This window comes from Sphingobium sp. SA2 (assembly GCF_032227065.1).
GTDB lineage: Bacteria > Pseudomonadota > Alphaproteobacteria > Sphingomonadales > Sphingomonadaceae > Sphingobium.
In genome coordinates this window covers 333,669-349,182 of sequence record NZ_JAPMXX010000001.1, presented here as the reverse complement: position 1 = coordinate 349,182, position 15,514 = coordinate 333,669, and the positions used below count along the sequence as shown (strand labels likewise).

The following is a 15,514-nucleotide window of genomic DNA, read 5'->3' as shown; positions in this document are numbered from 1 at the left end:
GTGCGACACGTTCGCATAAGCAAGGATGGCATGATGAAGCCGGTGATGATTGGGCAGCTCGCCAGCGAGACCTCGACGAAGGTGACGACGATCCGCTTTTATGAGTCGATCGGGTTGCTCCGATCCGCCCCTCGCACGGCGTCGGGTCGCAGAACCTACGATGCCAGTGACATTGAGCGTTTGCACTTCATCCGCAACGGTCGCCGGCTTGGCTTCTCCGTCGACGAGATCCGTTCGTTGATGGGGCTGGCGCAGAACCCGGACCAGGATTGTGGTGCCGCCTCAGCTATCGCTGCTCAGCACCTCAAGGATGTGGAGGAGAGACTGGCGCAACTCGCGGTGTTGCGGGATGAGTTGGCAATGCTCAGCCAGAGCTGCACCAAGGCGCGCATGGCCGATTGTCGGATCATGAAGGCGATCGGCAAAGGCCACCCTCAAGCCGATCAATAATAATCGGCCAGCCTGAGCTCGCGCACATCACCCGAGGCCATCGTCAGCTTTACGAGGGTGCCAGCAGGCCGGGAGCGCACTTGCCAGAGCTCCCCACGCGTATAGTTCGCATCGATCGAATGGCCGTTCACCGCCACGATCCGGTCGCCGACCGCCCAGCCAGCCTTTTCCGCGGGACTGTTCGCCGCCACATGAACAACGGTGAGCGCCGTTGGTGAGGCTGCGAGGCCAAGGCCGCTACGGTCCTTCAGCATCGGCAGGCGACGACGAGGACCGAGTGGCCGGAGCCACACGAATCCGGCGGTCACGTCGAACACCACGTCGAATTGAGCGATCAGCGGTAGGCCGACATTGCCAACCGTGCTGGTGGAGAGCCAAGCTCTCATCCCGAGTGTGGGGACGTTCGAGACGCCAAGCCCTTCGATGTTGATGTTCTGGATCGTGAAAGCATCGTTGATACGCACACCATCGACGCCGCCGATCGCCGCGGTCGAGACGAGCTTCCCGTTCAACAGCCCTTGATCGCGGGCATAGGCCGACGAGAGCATCAGCGCGGCCGAGCTGCCAAGATCGATCATCAAGGGCACGGGAGGCAAACCCGAGACGGAAGCTCGAATGAACAGCTCCTGCTTGGCACCGCGCCCGAGCGCGACAGCGCGCCAGTCGGGACCGGCGAGAAACGTGCCTGACTTGACGACCGCCATACGCCTTTTCGCGAAATCGAGCGCGATGCAGCTACCCGTGAACATATCGGCACCGAGGAGGATATCGATCGGTCGTCCGAAGGCCGCCGACACTGAACTCAGATCACCAACGACGGCAAAGGGTAAGCGACGGGTTTCGCGGGCGAGCTGTACGTCGATGTCGCGGACCAGCAGCACCGGGGCCTTGGCGCTCAGCCCGCTAATCATGCGCCGCTCACCATCGTTCAAGCCGAGCTTCGCCGCGAGCGCCGTGCTCATGATCGACGCGCCGCTGCCACTGTCGAGCACCGCCCGCACCGGCACTCCGCGCACTTGTGCCGAAACAAGGAGGGTATCACCCGTGCCGACTTCCAGCGGCTCCCATTCGAGGTGAGCCGCACCGAAGTTCCACGAGCCCGCAGACCGGGAAGTCTGTCGCGCGAGCGTTGGAGAACCGAGCACCAAGCCGGTTCCACAGGCCACCAGCCGCGCCACTAATGAGCGTCGAGACATACCGATTGCTTCAACACGGGCCGTCAAAAAGCCACCTCCAGCCCCCCGTCCGCAGGAGAGCAAATTGCGGTTACATGCTCCAGCCACTGGAGGAGCAAGTGCTTTTGGTGCGCCCGAAAATCCTCAGAAGCGCTTGGAGAACTTTAGATGAAGGATGGTGCAGACCGCTTAGATGCCTTCCCGATAACGAACGGTTCCGGGGGATGCTGGGCCGATCGGGACCGCGAACGGTGTAAACGCTCGCGCTAAGTGGCGGCATTCTGATCGCGCTATTTGTCGGCGAGCGTCGCTACGCGGCTACCGGCTTGGTCTCGGCCGATCGCACATAGGCGTAGAGTTTTGGCTTGGAGATGCCGAGCATCGAGCAAATCTTGGCGATCGGCATCGTGTTCTCGTGGTAGAGCCTGACGGGCAGGTCGCGCTTGTCCTTGCCGAGTGCGGCCGGCCGGCCACCCTTCTTGCCGCGAGCGCGGGCTGCGGTGAGACCGGCCTGGGTCCGCTCGCGGATCAGGTTGCGCTCGAACTCCGCCAATGCCCCGAACAGGTGGAAGGTAAGCTTGCCCGACGTGGTGGTCGTGTCGATCGCCTCGTGCAGGCTCAGCAGCCCGACCTTTTCCTCGTCGAGGTAGGTCATCCATCCGATCAGATCACGGAGCGAGCGGCCGAGCCTGTCGAGGCGCCAGACCACCAGTGTGTCGCCGGCGCGAAGCAGCTCCTTCACCTTTTCCAATCCAGGGCGAGCGGCAGTCGCCCCGGAGGCCTTGTCGGTGATGACCTTCTCGCAGCCGGCAGCCTTCAGCGCATCACGCTGGAGGTCCAGGTTCTGCTCGGCGGTCGATACGCGGGCGTAACCGATTTTCATGCGTAGGGCCGGTGGCGCCCCGATCGGGCGCGGTTTGGGAAGAAAGTCGTCATCGGCAGGTCTATGTTGCCCTAGTTTTCTTTACCGGGTAGATTTACGTCGAACAGGCCGGTTTGGCAACGCGAGCGGACTCGCATGGCGATGGGCAGGCAAATCTCCGTTTTCCTTACCTGCGACACGGACCGTCGGCGGTGACGCATCCGGCGCTTGTCCCGCCGCTGGCGATCGAGCGCTACCGCGTCCTTGAACCGCACCTCGCCGATGGCATCCCGCTCGCGGACCTCGCCCGCACCGGCACGCTGAGCGAGCGGACGTTGCAGCGCTGGCTCGGGCGCTACCGTGCCGAAGGACTTGCCGGTCTCGCGCGTCTGCCGCGCAACGATCGGGGCAGGCTGCACCTGCCGGAACATCTGGTCGAACTGACCCGCACTCTCGCCACCAAGCGCCCGCGACCCCCGGTCGCCGCCATTCACCGAAAGGTGCAGGAACTCGCCATCGCGCATGGACACCGAACCCCCAGCTATGCGGCCGTCGCGCGTGTCGTCAGGGCGATACCGGCAAGCCAGATCGCCGCAGCCTCCGATCCGGCCGTCTACCGCGACCAGCACGAGCTAGTGCATCGGCGCGAAGCCGCGACCTCGAACGAGATGTGGCAGGCCGATCATACCGTTCTCGACATTCTCGTGCTCGATGATGCCGGAACCCCGGTGCGTCCTTGGCTGACCGTCATCGTTGACGATCACAGCCGAGCCATCGCCGGTTACTTCCTCAGCCTCGATGCCCCCAGTGCCCTCAACACGGCGCTCGCCTTGCGGCAGGCGATCTGGCGCAAGCCCAATCCCGAATGGATCGTCAGCGGCATTCCCGAACAGCTTTACGTCGACAACGGCTCGGATTTCATCTCCGAGCATATCGAGCAGGCGTGCATCGCCCTCAAAATCCGCCTCATCCATTCGCTGCCGGGGCGTCCTCGCGGGCGCGGCAAGATCGAGCGGCTGTTCCGCACCATCAACGACATGTTCCTGCCCGACCTGCCCGGCCACCTGATCGCGGGCAAGCCGCTGTCGGCGCCAGTGCTCACGCTCGACGAGCTGCGCGCCCGCTTCGAGGCGTTCGTGTGCGGCGTCTATCATCGTCGCCCGCATGGCAGCACCGGCGAACCGCCGATCACGCGCTGGCAGAAGGGCGGGTTCCTGCCCGCAATGCCCGACAGCCTTGAACAGCTCGACATGCTGCTCGTGCACGTGCCCAAGCCCCGTAAAGTGCTGCGCGACGGCATCCGTCTGATGGGCAGGCGCTATGTCGAACCCACGCTCGCGGCCTTCGTCGGCGAGCAGGTCGAGGCGGTCTATGACCCCCGCGACCTGACCGAGATCCACGTCTACCACCAGGGCCGGTTCGTCTGCCGTGCGCTCAGCTCCGAGCACGCTGGGCACCCGTCGTTGCGCGCGATCCAGCGCGCCCGGCGCGGCGCGAAGGAGCGCGACAAGCAGGTGCCTGCCCCCACGGAGACCTTCGATGGCGACCAAGAGGATACGGCTTCCCGGCCCACCACCTACCGAGGGCTCCGGCTCTACGCCGCTGACGATTGAGTTCCTGGTCGAGCAGCCGTTCCTGGCGACCCGCGAACATGCCCGGTTCGTCGAGTTTGCCGAAGCCTGCGCGCACTACCGCTATATCGGCGTGTGTCATGGCCGGCCGGGCGTCGGAAAGACGCGATCGGCGCGCGAGTTTTCCAGCTTCCCCGACCTGGGGGAATATGCCGCGCTCCGTCCCATTGCCGCGCTCCTTGGCGAAAAGGTCGCTCGCTGCCGCGCCGTCTTCTACACCGTGTCGGTCAGCAACACGCCCAAGACGATCGACGCGGTGTTGGGCCTCAACCTCATTAAGCTGGGCTATGCCCGGCTGACGGTCGCGGGCGGCTCGCAGGACGAAATCACCCATGACGCCGCCCGCATCGCCTGCCCCCTCGTCATCGTCGACGAGGCCGACCGCCTGACCATAAAGTCGCTCGAACATCTCCGCGACATGGCCGATCGCCACGGCTTCGGGCTGATCCTGATGGGTATGCCGGGCTTGGAGAAGCGCCTCGCCCGCTATGCCCAGTTCTACTCGCGGATCGGCTTCGTCCACGAGTTCAAACCGCTTACCGAGACCGAAATGCGGCTGCTGCTCGCGACCCACGCCGGCGATTTCGGGATCAGCTTCGACCCGGCCCAACTCGACGCGATCGAAGCGCAGGCAGCCGTGATCCGCATCACGCGCGGCAACTTCCGGCTCATGGAGCGCCTGTTCGCGCAGATGCGGCGGATCATGACCCTCAACCGCGTCGAGGAGGTCACCGCTGACATCGTTCAGGCCGCGCGCGATTGCCTCGTCATCGGACCCGGCAACTGACAAATAGCGCGATCAGAACGCCGCCATTTAGCGCGAGCGTTTACACAGGATAAGATCCATACCGTTTCCGGAACCACTTTCTTGTTTCCTCTTCGAAATTGGACTGTGCTGATGAGTTTGAGCGATGGTGGCTTCGCTCATACACTACGCGCTACCAGGCCCCTGCCCGTTTCTTAGGCTTAACGTTGTAGCTCAAGACCCCGGGGGCTCAGCCTCCCTTCTCCGGTTCTTGCCGCTGCGCAAATCCCTCGATCTACCTGCCGCCGTCGTGTGGTCGCACGGCATCATCCAAAGACCTATTTAGGCCGTCATGACTAGCCAATCTTCGCCATAAGGCGCCCCGCCGCCCCCTGCTCTGCCGCGAGATTGCGATTATAAGCGAGCGGCATCCGCGGCGACTTCCACCGCAGCGCGTCCATGATGCCGGCCAAATCCTCCCCGCTGGCGAACAGGTCCTGATTGAGCCCGATCCGCGTCGAGTGCGCACTGATCCCCTTCAGCAACCGCGCCAGATCGTCCGCCGTCAAATCGGGCAGCGCGCCGCGATCGAACGCACGCTGAATGATTGCCCGCCAGATCGGGCCGATCGATCCCGGATGGAGCGCCGCGGCGCCGATGTCATACTCGACCCGCGCCTTCACAGCGGGCTTGGACAGCGTCTTGCGCAGATCCCAAGTCTCACGGCCCGAGATGCAGTCGATCGAACGACCCTTCACAGCCGCCCGCGCTTTGTAGCGCCGTACCTGCACCCGCCGGAACAACGGGCCCGCGTCGATCCCAGCGGCCTCTCTCCACGCCGCGACAGCCCGCACAGAGCGGGGCGACAAATAGGCTGTGGCTCCCTCGCCCTCCTGATCGCCTTTGCTTCGCGCGATGGCGAGGAGGCGCGCTTCGGGATCAAGCGCCTCGAGAATGTCATTGATGCTGATTGCGACGAGCTCCGATGCACGGAGCCCCGTGTCATAGGCCACCGACAACAGGGCTCGGTCCCGCAGGCCTGGCAGATCGCCCGCGCACGCCTCCAGCAAAGCTCGCACATTCAGTCCGCGAGGACTGTCGCGCTCCACGTCTCGCACTGGCCCCTTGAAGCGCAAGGGACGCGCCTGAGCCTGCGCGGTGCCCTTCTCGCGCCGGATCGCGCGTAGCCGCAGCTTCACGAGATCAGCCTGGGTGGGATCCTTGAGATCAAGCAGCTGATGGATCTTGGCGATCGACGCCTTGTAGCGGCCAAGCGAGGCGGGCTTGGCCCCCTGCCCTGCCCGCGCGTCGAGATAGTCGGCGACGATCTCGGGCGTGGCCGGCAGTGCAATCCGGTTGTTGCGCCTACACCACGCATCGAACGCCTCGACGTCGGACTTGAGCGCACGGATGCTATGGGGCGATGAAGCGGCCTGATAGGCGGCGATCAGGCCCTCGTTGACGGTGATGCGCTCGCCGGCGCGCATCTGCACGATCGTCCGCGCAAGGTCGGCCGGCGCCCTGACGGCCGGCAGGACAGCCTCAGGCGGCGCTACGGGGATTTCTGGCCCTTCCCGGGCGGTTTCGGTGCTCACGACGCGCCTCGCTCCTCAGCCGCGCTTGTAGCCCACCTTATAAAGAACGGTCAAATCTGCTTATGTGATAAGTGCAATTACCGCGTGCCTGAATTTGATAATACTCAGAATTTGGATAACACAAATTTATGTTCAATCGCGTTTTCAGAAATATTTACATAGCCTCGCATTCTTCCTTGTTACTCAACATATCTGCCCCCGTAGAAACGGCCATGGTCTCTGGATAATTCGTAATTGCTCACGGGGTTGGCAGAAAAGTATTGCGCGGAGGTCGATTGGCTGATTCACCCTACGGATGTCACCGCCGCCGCTTCATGTGCTGACCGAAGCCGAGAAGAACGAGTTGCTGCTCGCGCAGCACGAGATGATCGAGCGACTGGTAGCGCGGATTTCTGAGTTGGAATCCCTGGTCGGCACGCCGCGCAAGACATCCAGGAATTCGCATATTCCGCCATCGAAGGACGACTTTGGCAAGCGCGGTGGCAAAGGCGGTAAGCCCAAGGCTGGCAAGCGCCCGCCGCGCGAAGGCAAGCACCGCCCATTGACCGAGACGCCGGACAAAACCGAACGCATCATGGCGGCAAGCTGCTGCCATTGCGGGACCGATATATCCTCGCAGGCCCAGCATTGCCGCCACCGCTACGATCATATCGACCTGCCGCCGATCCGTCCGATTGTGACCCGCATCGAATTGTTTGGTGCGCGCTGCGGGGGATGTGGCCGTCGCTACCGTGCCGCAGCACCGGCGGGCATGGAGCCGGGCACGCCGTTTGGCCCCGGCATCCGCTCGCTGCTGGCCTATCTGCATCACAGCCACCATGTCAGCTTCGAGCGACTTTCGCGCATTGCTGCGGAGCTGTTTGGCCTCACGATCTCCCAAGGGGCGATCGCCAACGCGTTCAGGCGTATGGAGGCCGGAATGACAGCAGCCACGAAGGCGATCACCGACAAGTTGCTCACGGCAAAGATTATCGCGTCCGATGAGACGTCCACGCGCACCAACGGCATTGCCCATTGGCAATGGGTCTTCCTCTCGAAAGACGCGGTTCTGCACAAGATCGCCCCGCGCCGGGCGCGCAGTGTTGCTGAGGAGGTGTTGGGCGGCCACCAACCTGATGTGTGGGTCTCCGATCGCTACGCTGGACAGCAGGAACTGGGCAAGGAGCATCAGGTCTGCCTCGCGCATGTCCTGCGCGATGTTCAGTATGCCATCGACTGCGGGGATACCGCCTTCGCCCCCAAAGTCCGCGACCACCTGCGCTGGGCGATCCGCATCGGCAAGCGACGAAGCAGCCTGAAGGACACAACGCTGGCCGCCTACGCTGCGAAGGCCGACAATCTGCTGACCCGCCTGGTACAGATGCCTGTCGCGCACCCTGCGGGACGTGTTCTGCTCAAACAAATCAAGGCTTGGCGAAGCAAGTTCTTCATCTTCCTCACCAACCGCAACGTCCCTGCGACCAACAATATATCAGAGCGCGAGATCCGCCCCTCAGTCGTGTTCCGCAAGGTCACCAACGGCTTCCGGTCCGACTGGGGCGCCCAGATCCACGCTGGATATCGATCCGTCACCGGAACCGCTCGTCTCAGCGGCAAATCGGCCCTCGTAGCCATCCGCGAACTCGTCGACGGCAGATTCATGGTCGCCTGATCAGCCCACCAATTGCCGACCCCGTGAGCAATTACGATAATTCCGCTGCGGGGAAATGTTGTGTCGTGCATCTCCACAGCGACATGAAGATTGACTTCGCCGCGCCATATAGGGGTAAAAGCATATTCCAATCACGAAACACACGGTGCACTCTGTCTGGTACTTCAAGGTCACGTCCTGTCTATCACGGGCGAAAGACAGCATCTCCGTATCTCGTCCGCATATGGCGAGCGACCGAATGAAGATAGTGTCTCTGCCGCCACGTAGTCGGGCTGTGATAGACGCCAATCGCCATCCAGTAATTTCCGGTAGAGCGCAGGGCTGACAAGAATATCCACCTTGCAGCCTGCGCATTGAAGCAGGGATCAAAACGCAGCCAATGTCGAACCTGAATAGGTGAACGCCCAACAAGCGCAGCGATGCGAGGTGTCCACCAACTGTTGATCTGCAGGGGACCGAGATCATGAGAGCCATTGCTGTTACGAACCTCAGCGCCGACCCAGCCCGCTTCCTGATCGCGCAGGCCCCAAAGCGTTTTCTCCAGCCAGGGATGACCAAGCGAGGCTTGCAGAATGCAGGCGGCGATCCGCAATTCCTCCTCATTTGAGGACTTCGAAAATGCGGGGGTGGTGTACAGTGCCATAGTGATGACTGCAGTGCACACCAGCCTGAGGATGCCATATGACCTCATCTGACCCTCCGGATAGCGGTTCCAGGCGTAGTGATCGAATTGATCGGAACACTGTAAAGCCCAAGCACTGGAACTGGGCCACCTTTGAGAAATGCAAAGAGCGCTCTGCCCGAATTGATCTCGGCGGCGGCGCTACGAGCGAAAGAAGTCCAGCTGTCAGGCCCGGTCCTTCCAATGCGTCTGAAGGAAACTCTACACCTTCCGGTCTGGCGCGACGAACTGAATTCTAACCCATGCAGAGGCGGGACAGCGCCTGCGAAGCGCTTTCCCTGGGTCAGCTGAACGGCAAACTTACAGCGAAGCATAGGCAGTTACCTTATCGTTCGGGGCCGTGGGAGGGCTCGGGTCGAGGTGCAGGAGAATGATTTTCCCGGTTAATGCCGATTTTCGGCGCTCGTCCTTCGGCGCGCGCATGGTCGAGAATGCCTGCGAGAAACCTGTCGAGCACCTGCGCGATGTTCCGGGCACCGTCGGCAAGATGCTCAGCCGCGCCTCGGGGTGAGCGGTCACGATAGTGGAGTTGTCGCTCGAGCGCCCGATCGCGCCGCTCGTTTCGGTCTCGCTCCTGCTCGGCCCTCAAATTTTCCAGATGGCCTTCCCGGCGTTTCGAGAAGGCATCTACGCGGTCAGTCTTCAACCGGCCCAACCCTTCCGACGAAGACGTCTTCTCTCCTGATTGGCGCTCGAGCTTGGCAATCAGTTCCTTGACGTTGTTGGTCCATAGCCTGGCACCGAATGCCGCGCGGGTAATGGCGGTGTAAAAATTCTGGGCGTTGACCAGCGGCGATTCGACCGGCGCCAGCACGAAAACGCGCGGATAGGTTTTGGACTGTGCGGAATAGACCGTCTCTGCGTAACCATGATCCCAGGTCCGGTGTTCCGATAGATTAACCTGCTGCACGCGCCCATCTCGATCCCAGCGGATCGTCGCTAGCGGGCCATCAAGTTTTTCTGCGGTGCCGCGCTCCGCATTGCGTAGCCCGAGTTCGCGATTGACGAGCCGCCACTGGATACGGTCACCCTCCGCAATATCCCGCTCTTCAGGATTGAAGACATTGATGTGGCGGGCCTTCGTCGTCTGCGGATCCCAGCGTATGACGCGCCCCTGATCGTCGACGAGACGCACAACCTGGCGCCCATTGGCCTCCCGGCCTAGTCCAGCGACCCGATAGTCGGCGTGCCGTGCGATACCGAGGTCTGCAATGTCCCGCTCGAAACGCACCACCTGTCCTGCCCCGTAGAAACGGGCCATATGCTTCTGGACATCGGTCAAGCCCGCCGGGGCGAGAATGGAAAGCAGACTATCCTGGGCGGCCAGCCCATTCTCGTTTTTCAGCGCTTCGCGAATCTTGCTGTTAACGATCAGCCGGGTCGCATTGTCGAGGACGAGGATATTGGTACCGGCCCGCGTGTCCCGCTTGAGCCGTATCCAGGCATTGACGACCTGCTCCGCCATCTTTTCATTGTCGTCAACGGTGCTGACGCTATCGAGCTTAGCCAATGCCTCGGCAAAGTTCCCCGTCCGCGCAGCTGTGACCGCAGCCTTGATTGATTTCGTTTCCTGCCGCACGGCGTGCGTCAACTCGACCGTCGGCAAGCCCAGCCTTCGCATCAACCAGAAGGGTTTGCCCTGCTCGATCGCCCCGGTCTGTTTCTCGTCTCCGAGGAAAAGCAGCCGTGCGCCGGTTGTCCTGCTGATCTCCAGCATCCGCTGGGCCTGGCGGTTGCCGAGCTGCCCTGCTTCATCGAGAACCAAGACATGCCGGTCCGTGATCCCCTGCCCGCCGCGCGCGACGAAGCTGGCGACAGTATGGGACATGATGTTCGCCTTGCTTCCCAGTTCCGCAGCGGCCGATGATGTGGGTGCTAATGCAATCAATGTCGTTCCCGGCTCGGCCGCCTCGGCCAAGACTTTCACCAGCGTCGATTTTCCAGAACCGGCAACACCGTGAATTGCCGTGACCCGATCCCGCGTCAGCGCCGTCTCGACAAGTGCGCGCTGCTGCTGCGTGTTGAGCGACGCCCCGTCGAGCACGGCCAACAAGCGATCGCTCGAGGCGATGGGACGCGCGTCATTGAGGCCGAGCGCGATATGCTGGGTCAATGCCAGTTCCAGACGCCAGGACTTCCGGCTGGTGCGGCCACGGGTTAACACCCTGTCACCGGTCTGCGCATGGGTCGGCAGCAATTTGCGCAGGACCTCATGCGCTGCGATCCGGGGACGGATATCGTCGAGCCGGACTTCACCGACATAGGCAGCAAGACCAGTGCGCAAGATATCGCCTAAATTGTTGACCGCCTCGGATGTCTCCAGTTGCCGCAAGCCGAAAAGAGCCGCACGCGACGCATCGCGTTCCGTGGGCGCCGGATGCTCCCCTTCCCGACCCCGCGCCAGCGCAGCAACCTCCTGCAGCGTTTCGAGACGCTTGCCTGTCCGCTGATGCCATTGCGCGCTGAGTTCGGCCCCGCCGATCTTCACCTTCGCCTTGCGGGTGGCGTAGAAGGAAGCACGCTGGGCTTTCTGTCCCACCAGACCATGTTCGCGCGCATGGTCTTCAATCGCCTCGGCGCGCTTCGAGAATTGGTCGATCATCTCCTTCGGCACGCCTCGTATCTCGAACAATCCGGAACGCGGATCAGCATCGATTTCATAGCCCGCTTCGTGCAAGCCGAACGCCAGCGCGTTGCGATAGATCTGCCCGGCCACGCGCTGTTCGCCATACATGACCCGGCTTTCAAGGCTTGCCATCGGATCGCCATTCTCGCGGTTCGTCATGTTGAGCACGACAAGATGCGTATGCAGATGCGGATCAAGTTCCCGACTGCCATGCTCGGTAAAGCGGGCAACCAGGATCCGGCCCGTTGTTTCATGAACGATCTTGCCTTCATCACGGCGGCGCAGCTGCGCCTGCTCTTCCAGATAGGATATAGCCGCGGTCACCCCGCCCTCATGGGCGGCAAGCACGCGTTCGTCGCCTGCAACCAGCCCCATGATCGAAACCGACTTGGGCGCATTGACCGCAAAATCCCAACCGGGGTGATGCTGCATTCCACCGTTCGCACGGTGCCGCCCGAGTTGTTGATCGCGGACTTTTCCAGCAAGTAGGTCGCGCAGCAGCTTCGGATCAACAGCGCCGGAGAGGCCGAGATCGGCTGCCAGCTTCCCGACCCATGCAGACGGTTCATTGCCGCCCTTGGTGTAGTAATCGCCCACCGCATAGTAGCGAGCGATATTGGCTGGTTTGCCATGGAGACGTTGCGGCTGGATCATGCTGGCCTCGCCCGCTCACGCGGTCCGTCATCGCGGCCATGCTGGACAAGATCGGACCGGATTTCTCCCTGCTTGCCGGCAAGGATCGTCCAAAGATTGCGGGCGGGCACGGGAAGCTCGGCATTCTCGTCATTGAGCAATATATCTTCCACGCGCTGCGGGTCGATGTTCGGCGCTGGAGCCGTAAACAGATCCGGCTGGGGTGGTGGCGTCGGGGCGGGTTCCGAAGATGTCGAAGGCTTCGCTTGCTTGATCTCGCCATGTGTCGCTGGCGGAGATGCCTGCGTCGCTTCCCGCTCCATTGCTTCACGAACACGCGCTTCGGCATGGGCGATGCGAACGAGCATCCCGGCCTTGTCGATCTGAATGGGGGGCGTCGTGCGTTCGAGGAAAGCTGGTCCGAGCGATGGCACGTCGTTGAACCGGCTATCGAACCGCACCACGGGCAAATTGCGGCCGAAGCGCAGGAAGCCCACCAGATTGGGCAGGTTGGTCACCTCGGTCGACATGACCAGTGGCCGCGTCACCTGCATCCGCGACAGATTGACCCCATCGCGCATGTCGTTGACCCCATAGGACATGCCCTCATTGGCTTCGACCTGTTCGACCTGACCAAGGTTGATCGAAACATGCTCGGCGGTATCGGTGTCGTTCGCGCGCAGCGCCACCCAGGTCGAGCAATAGCCAGTGATCGCGGCCGCATCGTCCTTGCCGTAGGTCGCCTTGAGCTGGGGATAGGACTGGAAGCCCAATATGCCGCACCCCCCATATTTGCGGGCACGGGCAAGGAAATCCGAGAGCGACGGCAGCTTATGCAGCGTCGGGAGTTCATCGATCACGCAATAAAGCCGTCGGTCGCGATCGGGCGTCAGGCTCATGATGGCGCTGATGGCGATGTCGAGCCAGACGGTGATGAGCGGGCGTAGCGAGGGAAGCTGGTCGGCCTTCACGGTGATGAAGAGCCAGCTTCCATCAGCGCCTTTTTCCACCCAGTCTCGGATCGAGAAGCCGTCTTCGGTGTCATCGAGATAACCGAAACTGCGCATGACCGAAGCGAGTTCGGCCTGGATGCCGGCGGATGTTCGTTCGCCTTCGGTGCTGATGAAAGCGGCGGCGTCAGTTCCAGTCACGAAAGCGGCAAGGTCTTTCAGTTTCGAGCGCAGCAGACGGTCGAGCAGGACCGAGACATAGGTATGCTTCTGGCGCGCCAGCTTGCGCATGACCGCAACCAGCGTGCCCCGCGCCGCCTTCGCCCAGAAGGGATCGCCATGCTTGTCGGGAATGGTCGATTCCGCGATCTGGTCGTAATGATAATCGCGTGGCACATCGACCCAGGGCGACCAGCGCGCCGCGCGCTGGTCGAGCGGGTTGAGCAACATGTCAGTGCCCTGCCGATAGAATTTCTCGACGAAGGTCCCGGCGGTATCATAGACGATGGCGCGCCGACCCGATTTGCGGATGCCGTCGAGCATGCCGACGATGAGGTTTGTCTTTCCCGTACCAGGCGCACCGCACAGCAGGATATGCTCAGGCTCGTAAGCCTCAGGAACCGGCACATTGCCGATCACCAGTGGTCCCTTGGTCTGTCGCCATAGCGCACGTTTCACCTGGCGGATCGTGCCGAACCTTGCCCCTCGCAGATATTCGTTGGAGCCCAGGCCCCTACCCGTCCGGGTGAAGTAGAACCAGGCCCAGGCGAGCATGACAAAGGTGAACAGGCCAGAGAGCAGTGCGCCATGCAGCAGATAGCCTTCGAACGCATGGAGGGTCTTTTTCGTGAGGGTGGAGGCAACCAGCCAGTCTGCCGATGTCCAGTAGGCCTGGCCTTCGGGGGTGCGAAACTGCACCGGATCATTGGTTCCGGCGGCCGCATCCACCTTGATCGTGGCCTCAGCCAGTTTGACCAGAACGAACCGCTCATATTCGGTCGACTTCTCGAACGCATACCAGAGCGTGCCGATGATCCAGATGATGAAGCCCGCTAATATGGTCTGATAAAAGACCTGGGTCGTCATGCGGACATTGTGGACGATCGCCTGGCCACCGCGCGTCCAGGAGCCTAATGTGTCGTTGCGAAAGATGCTCATGGGATATCCTCCCCGCCAAGCAGTCCGCGTTCGGCAAGGATCATTCGGGCCTGCGCCATGCCCTGCTCGAGCGCGCTCGGAGATTGCTGGCCGACGGACGTCGCGACTATCGATAGGATCTGGATCGACGTGGCGAGTATCTCATCCTGGGAGGAGAAGACATAGCGTTTGCGCTCATCGACCGCCTGCTCAAGTAGCTGACGGATGAACCCCGATAAGGACAGGTTCGCACCGAGCGCACGGCGCATCAAGGCGGCATGCAGCGATTCATCGAGGCGGAAATTAAGCTTGGGCAAGCGAAGGGTCTCCTTATCCGGAGACCTTCGAAAATATCATGAAGCGGTCGCATATTACCGGAATGGCAATATTGGCGCAAGCCGCCCTATCACCAGATTGATCCAGAGATTTAGCGCTGAGAATAGGTGCCGTCATAAAAACAGGCTGAGCAGCTCGGTCAGTTGCCTCTGATGATGATGGACGGCGGCGGGGTTCCGCCTGTCTCCTCGCGGTGGCGACGGATTTCGCCGATCCCCAGTCTGATCCTCCTGGCTACTACGTCCGACATGCGCCGCACCTCACTGGGCGTATCGAGACCAGGGACGCCCTCCAGAAACTCGGTCAGCAAAATCGTGAGCATCTGACAGACTTCTGCTGTCCCGATATAGAGAGTATCCCCCTTGCCCGCTTCCGGGGCGTGTTGCCTTTGCGCCGACACTTCGCAGATGGCTTTGACCACCGCCCGGCGGAGGTCGCTGATATAGTCCTCGTTCAATTCCGTCATGGCGCTATCCTTTTTGCCGCGACAAAAAGACCATGAATTTGGCCAGGACTCAACGGGCGTCGCCCCGACGGTTCCGGGGACACAGCATTCTGGGATCCTCAATGGCGTACGACGCGTATCACAAAATTCCCGAAGTCGTTTCAATAAGATAGGTTGGACCAAGTGAGCGTGGTGTTTCGCGTACGACAGCCCACCGGTTCGACGTGAGACGTGTGATACAGACTTATCTCGATGTTTTTAGGGCATAATGCGCCCGCAGCACCCGTGCGTAGGGTCCATTACAAAACGGCCTTGCGCCGTGCGTCCCGCCTTACGCAGCGCGCTCGCGCTGCGCTGCCTCGTGCCGGTAGGCGCGGGGCAACCTTTCTGCTGATTTTCGGGGGCCGATATCGGGTGGTTTGAGGGTAGAGCTCATGGCCTTGTTCTCCCAGAATGTAAAAAAGGAAGCCGTGCATCAGGCCCGGTCCCGAGAGCGTGATTACCGTCATCAGGAGATTTAACGCCGGGCTTCGCATGCCAGCATCGCTGCCTCGCCGGCGCGCCGTACACCCCGCCAGTTCCCCAGGAAGCGGCAA

General features: G+C 61.8%; 12 protein-coding genes. 4 read left to right on the top strand and 8 right to left on the bottom strand.

Annotated features, from left to right (window positions below; translation table 11 throughout):
• Positions 1-30: 30 nt before the first annotated feature.
• Complete coding sequence (locus OVY48_RS01795; RefSeq protein WP_007406847.1) at positions 31-450, top strand: MerR family transcriptional regulator; 420 nt, start codon at positions 31-33, stop codon at positions 448-450.
• Here OVY48_RS01795 and OVY48_RS01790 read toward each other — a convergent pair.
• Positions 444-1,646, bottom strand: a complete 1,203-nt coding sequence (locus OVY48_RS01790) for an aspartyl protease family protein (protein WP_013039112.1) — start codon at positions 1,644-1,646, stop codon at positions 444-446. The genes OVY48_RS01795 and OVY48_RS01790 overlap by 7 nt on opposite strands.
• 289 nt (positions 1,647-1,935) lie before the next feature.
• On the bottom strand, positions 1,936-2,508 hold the full coding sequence (locus tag OVY48_RS01785; protein ID WP_009824027.1) for a recombinase family protein: 573 nt from the start codon (positions 2,506-2,508) through the stop codon (positions 1,936-1,938).
• 191 nt (positions 2,509-2,699) lie between these two features.
• Here OVY48_RS01785 and OVY48_RS01780 point away from each other — a divergent pair, with 191 nt between their 5' ends.
• Both OVY48_RS01780 and OVY48_RS01775 read left to right on the top strand, forming a co-directional pair.
• Positions 2,700-4,100 carry a Mu transposase C-terminal domain-containing protein gene (locus OVY48_RS01780; RefSeq protein ID WP_004212864.1) on the top strand — a complete coding sequence of 467 codons (1,401 nt, stop codon included), beginning with the start codon at positions 2,700-2,702 and terminating at the stop codon, positions 4,098-4,100.
• Positions 4,027-4,905, top strand: coding sequence for an AAA family ATPase (locus OVY48_RS01775; RefSeq protein ID WP_313921731.1), 879 nt, complete (start codon positions 4,027-4,029; stop codon positions 4,903-4,905). The genes OVY48_RS01780 and OVY48_RS01775 overlap by 74 nt, the downstream gene beginning before the upstream one ends.
• A gap of 314 nt (positions 4,906-5,219) precedes the next feature.
• On the opposite strand, the gene OVY48_RS01770 is transcribed toward OVY48_RS01775, so the two are convergent.
• Positions 5,220-6,458: a tyrosine-type recombinase/integrase gene (locus tag OVY48_RS01770; protein WP_313921730.1), complete on the bottom strand. Its 1,239-nt coding sequence runs from the start codon at positions 6,456-6,458 to the stop codon at positions 5,220-5,222.
• A gap of 295 nt (positions 6,459-6,753) precedes the next feature.
• Between OVY48_RS01770 and tnpC the strand changes: the two genes are divergently transcribed.
• Positions 6,754-8,109: an IS66 family transposase gene (gene tnpC / locus OVY48_RS01765; RefSeq protein ID WP_037477692.1), complete on the top strand. Its 1,356-nt coding sequence runs from the start codon at positions 6,754-6,756 to the stop codon at positions 8,107-8,109.
• A 184-nt stretch (positions 8,110-8,293) separates the two neighbouring features.
• Here the strand turns inward: tnpC and OVY48_RS01760 are convergent, their stop codons facing one another.
• The 5 genes from OVY48_RS01760 to OVY48_RS01740 form a co-directional block, all read right to left on the bottom strand.
• Complete coding sequence (locus tag OVY48_RS01760) at positions 8,294-8,800, bottom strand: lytic transglycosylase domain-containing protein (protein WP_313921729.1); 507 nt, start codon at positions 8,798-8,800, stop codon at positions 8,294-8,296.
• A gap of 316 nt (positions 8,801-9,116) precedes the next feature.
• A complete protein-coding gene (gene mobF / locus OVY48_RS01755) occupies positions 9,117-12,071 on the bottom strand; it encodes a MobF family relaxase (protein WP_037480238.1) in 2,955 nt (984 codons plus the stop codon).
• Entirely contained in the window at positions 12,068-14,158 is a 2,091-nt protein-coding gene (locus tag OVY48_RS01750) for a type IV secretion system DNA-binding domain-containing protein (protein ID WP_037480236.1), read from the bottom strand. Before OVY48_RS01750 ends, mobF begins: the two co-directional genes overlap by 4 nt.
• Positions 14,155-14,454: a CopG family transcriptional regulator gene (locus tag OVY48_RS01745; protein ID WP_019052756.1), complete on the bottom strand. Its 300-nt coding sequence runs from the start codon at positions 14,452-14,454 to the stop codon at positions 14,155-14,157. Before OVY48_RS01745 ends, OVY48_RS01750 begins: the two co-directional genes overlap by 4 nt.
• A 158-nt stretch (positions 14,455-14,612) precedes the next feature.
• Complete coding sequence (locus tag OVY48_RS01740) at positions 14,613-14,939, bottom strand: hypothetical protein (RefSeq protein WP_037480232.1); 327 nt, start codon at positions 14,937-14,939, stop codon at positions 14,613-14,615.
• Positions 14,940-15,514 lie beyond the last annotated feature (575 nt).

What these genes read in the sequence shown, in the direction of transcription:
- OVY48_RS01795 (WP_007406847.1), top strand. Translation starts at nt 31, where the DNA reads ATGATGAAGCCGGTGATGATTGGGCAGCTCGCCAGCGAGACCTCGACG.
- OVY48_RS01790 (WP_013039112.1), bottom strand. Translation starts at nt 1,646, where the DNA reads ATGTCTCGACGCTCATTAGTGGCGCGGCTGGTGGCCTGTGGAACCGGC.
- OVY48_RS01785 (WP_009824027.1), bottom strand. Translation starts at nt 2,508, where the DNA reads ATGAAAATCGGTTACGCCCGCGTATCGACCGCCGAGCAGAACCTGGAC.
- OVY48_RS01775 (WP_313921731.1), top strand. Translation starts at nt 4,027, where the DNA reads ATGGCGACCAAGAGGATACGGCTTCCCGGCCCACCACCTACCGAGGGC.
- tnpC (WP_037477692.1), top strand. Translation starts at nt 6,754, where the DNA reads ATGTCACCGCCGCCGCTTCATGTGCTGACCGAAGCCGAGAAGAACGAG.
- OVY48_RS01760 (WP_313921729.1), bottom strand. Translation starts at nt 8,800, where the DNA reads ATGAGGTCATATGGCATCCTCAGGCTGGTGTGCACTGCAGTCATCACT.
- mobF (WP_037480238.1), bottom strand. Translation starts at nt 12,071, where the DNA reads ATGATCCAGCCGCAACGTCTCCATGGCAAACCAGCCAATATCGCTCGC.
- OVY48_RS01750 (WP_037480236.1), bottom strand. Translation starts at nt 14,158, where the DNA reads ATGAGCATCTTTCGCAACGACACATTAGGCTCCTGGACGCGCGGTGGC.
- OVY48_RS01740 (WP_037480232.1), bottom strand. Translation starts at nt 14,939, where the DNA reads ATGACGGAATTGAACGAGGACTATATCAGCGACCTCCGCCGGGCGGTG.